Raw genomic sequence first — 7898 nt, 5'->3', positions numbered from 1 at the left:
TAGCTGGCGGTGGTATTTTCCCTAGGGCTTGACCCTGTTTAGGAGCTTTGCTGGCACTTGGTGTATGAATTGGCTGGACGAAGGAAGTTGGGACACGATCCCTTTAGACACGGAAGGTTAGCCATCATAGTTGATCAAAGGAGAAATGGCCTTTATAGAGCAAACAAGAGGATGCTTTATTAGTGCTACCTGAAATCGGCTATTCAGTACAAGATACTATGACAATTCATCACCTTTGGCTCTTGTTTTGAGGAATAACAAAATCGTCAAAGCCAGTAAAAATCGTATTTTCAGGCTTGACAGAATAGGAAGAGATAATAATGAAAAAATGTGTAAATGCAAAAACTATTAGTATTATTACCATCAGGATCTTCGTATGGATCCACATTTCCACAGGCTTATGAACACATTTGATTATGAAGACGCTCTATTCAGAATAGATCCCAACCTTCAAGAATTCAGGGATCTTAAAGAAAAGTATGTGCAGTTCAATTCACGCAACAGCGGCAATCCTCATTCAGCAAGACTGGAAATAGCTGTGCTGATAAAAGAATACAGAAGTTCCCGGCATGATATATTCCGCGATTTTGCCTCACTTCTTGAAAAATTTGAAGATCCCATAATCAATTCTTTCATAATGGTTGAAAAAATGGGAAATGGAAAAATCTATGACAGCAGGCTTTCCAACGGTCCTATTGAATCAATAAACAGGAAAATAAAGGATCTGAAGCGCATGGGCAGAGGCTTCAGAAACTTTGAACACTTCCGCAATAGGTTTCTGTATTCAACCAGATCCGCTCCTATACTTAACGGAGTATCGGATTATAACCCTGTCGTTTACTTTGAAGAAGATGAATTTTAGGAGGACTAACAAATGCTTGATTATTGTGCTTTCAGTAAAGACCATAAATGTATCAAATGGGAGGATTATCAGATAACGCTTCAGGAGATAGAAGAAGCAGACTCACTTTGCCATGGCAACTGGATAGAGATAGAAAAGCAATACAACTACATCCTGGAGCTGCAGGCAATCCTTGATGAACATGGAATTGATTATCCTATTTTACTGTAACTTATTAGAGGGTCTGGAATCATAACTCCAGACCCTCAAGTTTGCCCCTCATGAATGACCCTCACGAACGCCCCTCACGAATAACCCTCACGAACTCCACTAAAAAAAGGGCCAGCCCCTCACGACTGACCCTCATTAACTTTGGGAAACCCTCAAGAAAATCGATTACCCTTTTTTCAACACGCTTCTTAGTATAAATATAAGCAATAGCAATTATGCTACTTATAATAGAAGTCACTATAAAACTATCCAATCCATATGTTTTTTTTCCATAAATGATTTTGTAATAAAAACTCCATACATACATATGAATAAAATAAATAACTGTACTCATTTTTCTTACAAATGGAAATACCCTTGAATCTACAAAACAAATCCCTTCGACCACTGCAAATAATCCAATTGATGAAATAGCTTCAAAAATAGTACTAATACCAGGATCTTTGATATAATAATTTGAAATAAGACCAACAAACAGTAATGTCCACCCTCTCTGCTTTCCTATTGTTTTTTTTGATAACATCATTCCAACAGGTATATAAAAAAAGCCTTGTAATATTCTTCCATTTTCAATTGAATAAACTAGCATCTTTTTTATAATATCAACTACCTGAATAAGACTTCCCTCATAATAAATTGTAAGATATGTTATCCCTATCCCAATAAGAAAAAGTCCACTACCAATCAATACAATTCTCTGTATAGATTGTTTCCTTTTTAGCAAAAACATAATAAATAACAATGCATATATTGTGGAGAGCAAATACCATAAATGCCATGAATTATACTGCTAGCCTATAAAAATAAGCCTTCGCACATAAAGCATTACCGCTCTTAATGGTTGAATTTTCCTAGAAGCAAAATGGACTAAGGCCAATGGAAAATATATAACAGACCAAATTAAATATAGTTTCACGTTTTTCTTTATATATTTTTTTAAGATTATCTCATTTGCTTCGATTTGAAAAGGATATTGCATCTTTTGTGCCAGAAAAAAGCCCGATGATATAAAGAAAAAAGGGACAGCTATAGCGACAAAGATATCATAAAATGTACTAACAACACTTAACATACATCCATCTAATGGCCCTGTATGTATAGCCACCACACAAAAAGCAAAAATAAATTTAAACAAATCGATAGCATAATAGTTCTTCTTCCCCATATCAAGACCGCTTATCTTCTTTTGTTTTTTCCAAAAGGCACTATTAATTATCCTCTGAACCATAAAGTGTATTTTTTGTTTTTTTAATCTGTACATAAAATAAATGATACTATCGTAATGCACGTAAACAACTCTTGTTCTAATGCAACCTCGTATATTTGTAACATTAAAGATCACAGGTTTGATAGGAGAGTGTGCAAAAACCCATCGGCACAATACCATATTTTAATCTCCAGTTCAACTATAATGTAAAACACAGAAGTCGTGTCACTTTCAATTTATTAAAATTTTGCACGAGGCCCTAGCTTTTAATACACGCTTTGCTTTCTAAATACGAGACCAACTATATTTGATTCTCTAAGCTCAGGACCAACCACACATCATTTTCAATGAATGCGCTATTTTGTAGCTTTCTGATAGCTATTCTGTTTTACTTTCTTCATTGCTGGATATATCATTTTCAACTTGTTCTTTACTTGTATAAGAACACCAGTCGTAATACGCATAAAGTGGCACTTTGCCATCATATTCACGAAGCCAATCTGGGAAATCTCCCGGCCATGCAGACATAAATATATAAGCTTCCATCTGAGGAATATCAGTATTTGCCTCATATACCATTTCCCCATCTACATACCATTTAATTGAATCTTTTGACCAGTCAAAGGCATAATCATGATATTCTTCTGAAGAATCAAACCCAAGATCATATAGATATTCATGTCCGCCTACACAATCTGTATAATAGTCAAACTGAACTTTTGTAGTATCATAGCCCAAGAATTCAATATCAATCTCCGTTCCCTTTTGTCCATCGCGAGAATAGTTAAAGAAAGCAGAAACAACACCATTATTTTTAATAGACTTCATTCTTACTTGATACAGTCCAAAGCCAAATTTCTTTTTTGTACTTATTTCCCCTCCCGTTGGTCCTGCTTCATCTCTGTCTATCTTAAGGCTCATCTTTCCATCTTTATACTGCACATTTTCAGCTTTCCATACCAAGTCATACTTTTGTGCTGCCCCCCATGTTGACTTCCGAAATTTAAAAACATTCGGAATATTAAAATTACTAAAAAACGTTGTATTATAATTTCTTTTTAAAATATCTTCATCCCCATGAGAAATCCGCAACATAGCAGCAGCTGCTATCAGGATGATACCAACCAATATTGACAGCTTTTTTTTCACCAAATCTCTCCTTTCCTTAATATCCTTCTTTCGTCTGCCTCTAATATTCATTATGCTTAAGCCAACGGCTAATATTACAGCACCAATAAATGTTCCTACTGTATTAGTTATCAAATCATTCACCTCAAACCTACCTGTTCCTGTAAGTAACTGAATGCATTCCAAAAACAAGCTTGTAACACTTCCAATTACAGTAGAGGCTAATATTCTAAATAAAAATCCCCTGTTCTTAAAAAATGAACAAACAACAAATCCCCAAGGAACAAATAAAATGATATTAAGGCCATTAAAAATCACTTTCCATATTGAATATATTCCATTAGCTGTAACGCCCAAATCCACATCCAAATTTACAATCCCAATTCTAGAACCAGGTTGGCGTCTCAAAACTGTAAATGACATAAGCACTCCTGCATAAGCAACAAGCAGGAATATCTGAAATAGCCTACGATATGAAATATATTTCTTTTTATGCAAAATTATCCCGGAACCAAAAACAGCAAGCACTTCCAATATCAACAATATAAACTGATTAGTTAGAGTAATCCCTTCTGTTTCCCTTCTCAGTATTATTTCAATAAGGTATAAATAGTCGTTCGTCATTTGACCTTTACTTTAACAATCTTTTCTCAGATTCCCTTTCCTAGTTAGCAGAAATAAATATATCATATGCATCCGTCGAATAATCCACTTTATTTAATTTGCAATCATGATTATCAAAATATGTAATTGCATCATTAGTTATATATTTACTAATATACACAACACAATTTTGCTCTTTTTCTAATATTTTTAATACTTCTTCTTTATTTGAAAACTCCGTATTGTAAATATTGGGATGTTCAAAGCTTCCCATTATTTCAGCGTAATAATATTGACGATCATCATCTATAATTAGCGCATCATATGATTCATAGGTATTTTTATAATCTATTCTATCAGGTTGATTATATAAGTAATAAGGATTTTGCCTTATGCACCATCTTCCAAATAATATCAGAGATATACATATCAGAACCAAACCACTGATATTCTTATTCCTAATTATTCGAGAAAATAAATACTCCAGGAAATAGATAATAATTATACAAATCATCGGTATAGCAGGCATAACATATCTATCTACAACCCAAGGTGAAAGTTTGCATGCAACAATGTAGTAAAAAATGCCAACTATAAGTATATATGTAATAGCATAGTTTTTATCTCCATCCCTATGATTGGCTATTCGCTTTTTCTCTTTAAACATTTGATAGCATTTTAAACATATAGCAACAATCAATAGAATAACTACAGCAGCGGCAATTTTCTTTGCTCCTCCAAATATACTATTTACAAGGTAATATCTATAAGCAAATACTCTTCCTAAAAAAGTATTCTTATAAATACCAGTAGCCACATCTCCCCCACGATTCGTAAACAGAATATGCATTATAGAAATTGGCCAAACCAAAAAATACAAAAAACCTGTTATAAACTGACCTTTTACATACGGCTTTATAGAATTACCAATTTTTTTAATAAGAATAATGTTCAATACAAAAATGGGCAAAATTATAAAGACAGCGAAATACTGTGTTAACATAGCAGCTAATTCCACAATACAAATCAGCTTAGTTATATGAGAAGCATAGTCAAATCCTGCGTCTGCCCAAATAACGTTTAGATAAACCAGTAGTATCCCCCAAAATGTCAACATCGCATACATACGAAAAAAAGTCACACTATTAATAAAGTCAAAGCTCAATCCATAAAAGAGGGTGCACGCAATAGCACATATATTATTACCAAAAATCAACATGCATAACCTATAAATTAAAACACATGTCCCCATTAAAAAAAATAAGTTTGTTATAAAGCCCACATAATAAAAATGCATTCCCGGAAAAAGAGATGATATTGTATGAACCACCATATAATATAGAGGTGGATGCACATCTCCTAGCTGTATCAAATAGGTATTAAAATAATTGAATTTATTGTCTTTAGCAGTATATGTCGCTTCTATTTCATCATGTGATAACCATACATTTTTATTATCATATTTACTTAAGGCATTACTCCCAATTTCAGATAAAGTCATTTCCTTTAAATCACTAAAAAATTGCCCCATCGTAAAAACTGTATTATTGGAAAAATTAAAAGTGAGTGCTTCATCTAAAAACAGCCCTTTCTTCTTTCCCATATGATGAAATGCATTCATAAATATCACTATTAAACAACAAGTGCATATTATTATTTCCAAAATCTTTTTCTTACTCATAATAACTATCCTTATAAGAACTACTCCATAGTCACACAGTTTAGTATTATATCCTAAAGTTATCCCTTTGGGGAGGCTATTTGTAAATCACAGCAAAAAAAGAGAACCCTTTTGGATTCCCTTTTAGCCAAAGTCTATACAATTGCTTCTATCAGCTTATTATAAATTTAAATATCACCCCAACATTTCAACAAATTCCTTATAAAACCTTTCAAAGCTAATGCTGCAATTATTTCTCAGGTTGCATAATTCAGCATTTTGAGCAAATTCTACAAATATGTCCTTTGAAGATTTATAGGCTTTGCATTTTTTGTCACTGTTTTGTATCATCCTATCCAAGTAGTTTTTAGGATAATTACTTTTTGGGTCTTCTTTATCTCCCCATAGCAATTCAGGATCTTTGGGGCGAAGTTTATCAGGTATAGTTATGTCCAGGGTTTTCTCTATAGCTGGGATATCACCCATAATCCAGGATTCAATCATTCTTAATGGTACCATTGGAATGGCTTTTATATTATCGCTCTCCAACCCCTTTGTTACCTCTGCGTGAACCTGTTCATTTTCTTTTTGAGCAGTCTTTTTATCGTTTTTTGAGCCAGATTTCTTATCAGTATCACAATAATAAATACCAACTTTTAAATCCTTTTCCTGCATCAAATTTGTAAACTTTTTAGCAGGTATACTTTTTCCTACCAGCCCCATTGCGTTTCTGCCCAAGCGTATTGCTTCAACATCACGTCTATCTATTGGAACAAGTTTTATAACCTTCTCTTTTTCAGCAGCAATAGCATTTATATATTCAGCTATCGGTCCCCATTTCCATTCATTATATGCCTTCTTTTTATTGTATTTCTCCGATCCATAATCGGTTTCACCCTCACCGGTTACAGCTATTACTATCTCTGTTTCCATGATTATCCCTGCCACATATCTTATTCGTATATCATACCTGCCAGAAGTTTTTATTCCCCCGAAATAGCATTGCTCTCCAAATTGAGTATTATTTCTCCAGGGTACATATAATTCAAGCGCTTTTTCATTAGTTCTGTTGCAAATATCTTCTTGGCTTCTGTACCGCCATTTTCATTGCGTTCAAACATCAAAATAGAATCTGCATCAATATAATCCATGAATAAGGTACTGTGAGTCGTAAAAATGACCTGATTTCCTGTATCTTTGCACATATCCTTGAAAAGCTGAACCAGTTTTTCTATATAATGGATATTTATTCCATTCTCTACTTCATCAAAAAGAAAAATGGCATTTCCTCTACTGATTTCACTTATAGCCACAACTGCAATGATTCTTAACATACCATCACTTAAATCTCGTGATGTGATTTTTATAGCAGAATCTTTATACTCTTCCTTCACAGTTATCTGTGTCCAATGATATTGCCCAGTTGTCACTGTGCCAATTTCACTTACCCTGTCGCCTAAAAGCCACTTTATTTTCTTAATAAAACTATTCTTCTGCTCATCACTCATCTTTTTAATATATGATGGTAAATTTTTTCCAGAAGGTCCGATAACATCAGACAAACCTCTGCTACTCTGTCTCATATTATCAGGATTAAGCATTTCAAAAGACATAAAATTACTAGCATGTTCTATGAACAAGGTAAGGCGCTTATCAAATTCATTTTTCTTATTTAAATTTTTAAGTACTGAAGATTTAAAAACAAAACCATCTCCAAAATAAATATCTCCGTCAAAGTCTTCGTTCCCAGGTTTTACATATAAGTGCCCTTTGTCTTTCGGACTATATTCAATCAACACCTCCCCATCAGCCTCTATACATTCATAGAGAAGACTCATCTCATTTTTAGTATTATTAGCACTAATATCTGTTCTCCATTTATAATCATAAATTGAACCATCATCCGCACTTATTGCAAGCGATAAATCAAACTTAATTTTATTATTTTTAGTTAATTTTGATTTAATGTTTTCTACCTTTAAGGCTCTGTTTTTTAACAAAACATCGTAATCATCCTTGATGGAACCAAAAACAAATTGCATTGCCTGTAATAATGAGCTTTTGCCAACCGAGTTATTACCAATAAGCGCTGTGACTGTATTAAAATCAGCAGAAAAATTCACCAATGATTTAAAATTTTCTATATGAATGCTACGTAACATATATCCATCCTTCAATTCTTATCAATAAATGTAATAATACTTCATTAGTTAGTATATCACAAAACC

At 33.3% G+C, this 7898-nt stretch carries 8 protein-coding genes; 2 read left to right on the top strand and 6 right to left on the bottom strand.

What is annotated here, in order from left to right:
• Positions 1-376: 376 nt before the first annotated feature.
• Together G602_RS0124540 and G602_RS0124535 are read left to right on the top strand one after the other, a co-directional pair.
• Positions 377-862, top strand: a complete 486-nt coding sequence (locus G602_RS0124540; RefSeq protein ID WP_026661379.1) for a transposase — start codon at positions 377-379, stop codon at positions 860-862.
• Between the two features lie 12 nt (positions 863-874).
• On the top strand, positions 875-1072 hold the full coding sequence (locus tag G602_RS0124535) for a mobility-associated LCxxNW protein (protein ID WP_026661378.1): 198 nt from the start codon (positions 875-877) through the stop codon (positions 1070-1072).
• 61 nt (positions 1073-1133) lie between these two features.
• Here the strand turns inward: G602_RS0124535 and G602_RS0124530 are convergent, their stop codons facing one another.
• From G602_RS0124530 to G602_RS0124500, 6 genes are all read right to left on the bottom strand, one after another.
• Complete coding sequence (locus tag G602_RS0124530) at positions 1134-1760, bottom strand: hypothetical protein (RefSeq protein ID WP_026661377.1); 627 nt, start codon at positions 1758-1760, stop codon at positions 1134-1136.
• Between the two features lie 102 nt (positions 1761-1862).
• Entirely contained in the window at positions 1863-2360 is a 498-nt protein-coding gene (locus G602_RS0124520; protein ID WP_207638189.1) for an acyltransferase family protein, read from the bottom strand.
• Between the two features lie 297 nt (positions 2361-2657).
• Positions 2658-4031, bottom strand: coding sequence for a VanZ family protein (locus tag G602_RS30070; RefSeq protein ID WP_081676171.1), 1374 nt, complete (start codon positions 4029-4031; stop codon positions 2658-2660).
• Positions 4032-4071: 40 nt separating this feature from the next.
• Complete coding sequence (locus G602_RS0124510) at positions 4072-5691, bottom strand: hypothetical protein (protein ID WP_026661375.1); 1620 nt, start codon at positions 5689-5691, stop codon at positions 4072-4074.
• A 174-nt stretch (positions 5692-5865) separates the two neighbouring features.
• Positions 5866-6603, bottom strand: a complete 738-nt coding sequence (locus G602_RS0124505; RefSeq protein ID WP_026661374.1) for a DUF4276 family protein — start codon at positions 6601-6603, stop codon at positions 5866-5868.
• A gap of 50 nt (positions 6604-6653) precedes the next feature.
• Positions 6654-7832 carry an AAA family ATPase gene (locus G602_RS0124500; RefSeq protein ID WP_026661373.1) on the bottom strand — a complete coding sequence of 393 codons (1179 nt, stop codon included), beginning with the start codon at positions 7830-7832 and terminating at the stop codon, positions 6654-6656.
• Positions 7833-7898 lie beyond the last annotated feature (66 nt).

It is taken from the genome of Butyrivibrio sp. AC2005, from assembly GCF_000424145.1.
GTDB lineage: Bacteria > Bacillota > Clostridia > Lachnospirales > Lachnospiraceae > Butyrivibrio.
The sequence above is the reverse complement of the archived record's forward strand: the minus strand, read 5'-3'. Positions and strand labels throughout refer to the sequence as shown.

Coding starts and splice junctions, on each gene's coding strand:
- G602_RS30070 (WP_081676171.1), bottom strand. CDS start 4,031: ATGACGAACGACTATTTATACCTTATTGAAATAATACTGAGAAGGGAA.
- G602_RS0124505 (WP_026661374.1), bottom strand. CDS start 6,603: ATGGAAACAGAGATAGTAATAGCTGTAACCGGTGAGGGTGAAACCGAT.
- G602_RS0124510 (WP_026661375.1), bottom strand. CDS start 5,691: ATGAGTAAGAAAAAGATTTTGGAAATAATAATATGCACTTGTTGTTTA.
- G602_RS0124535 (WP_026661378.1), top strand. CDS start 875: ATGCTTGATTATTGTGCTTTCAGTAAAGACCATAAATGTATCAAATGG.
- G602_RS0124540 (WP_026661379.1), top strand. CDS start 377: ATGGATCCACATTTCCACAGGCTTATGAACACATTTGATTATGAAGAC.
- G602_RS0124500 (WP_026661373.1), bottom strand. CDS start 7,832: ATGTTACGTAGCATTCATATAGAAAATTTTAAATCATTGGTGAATTTT.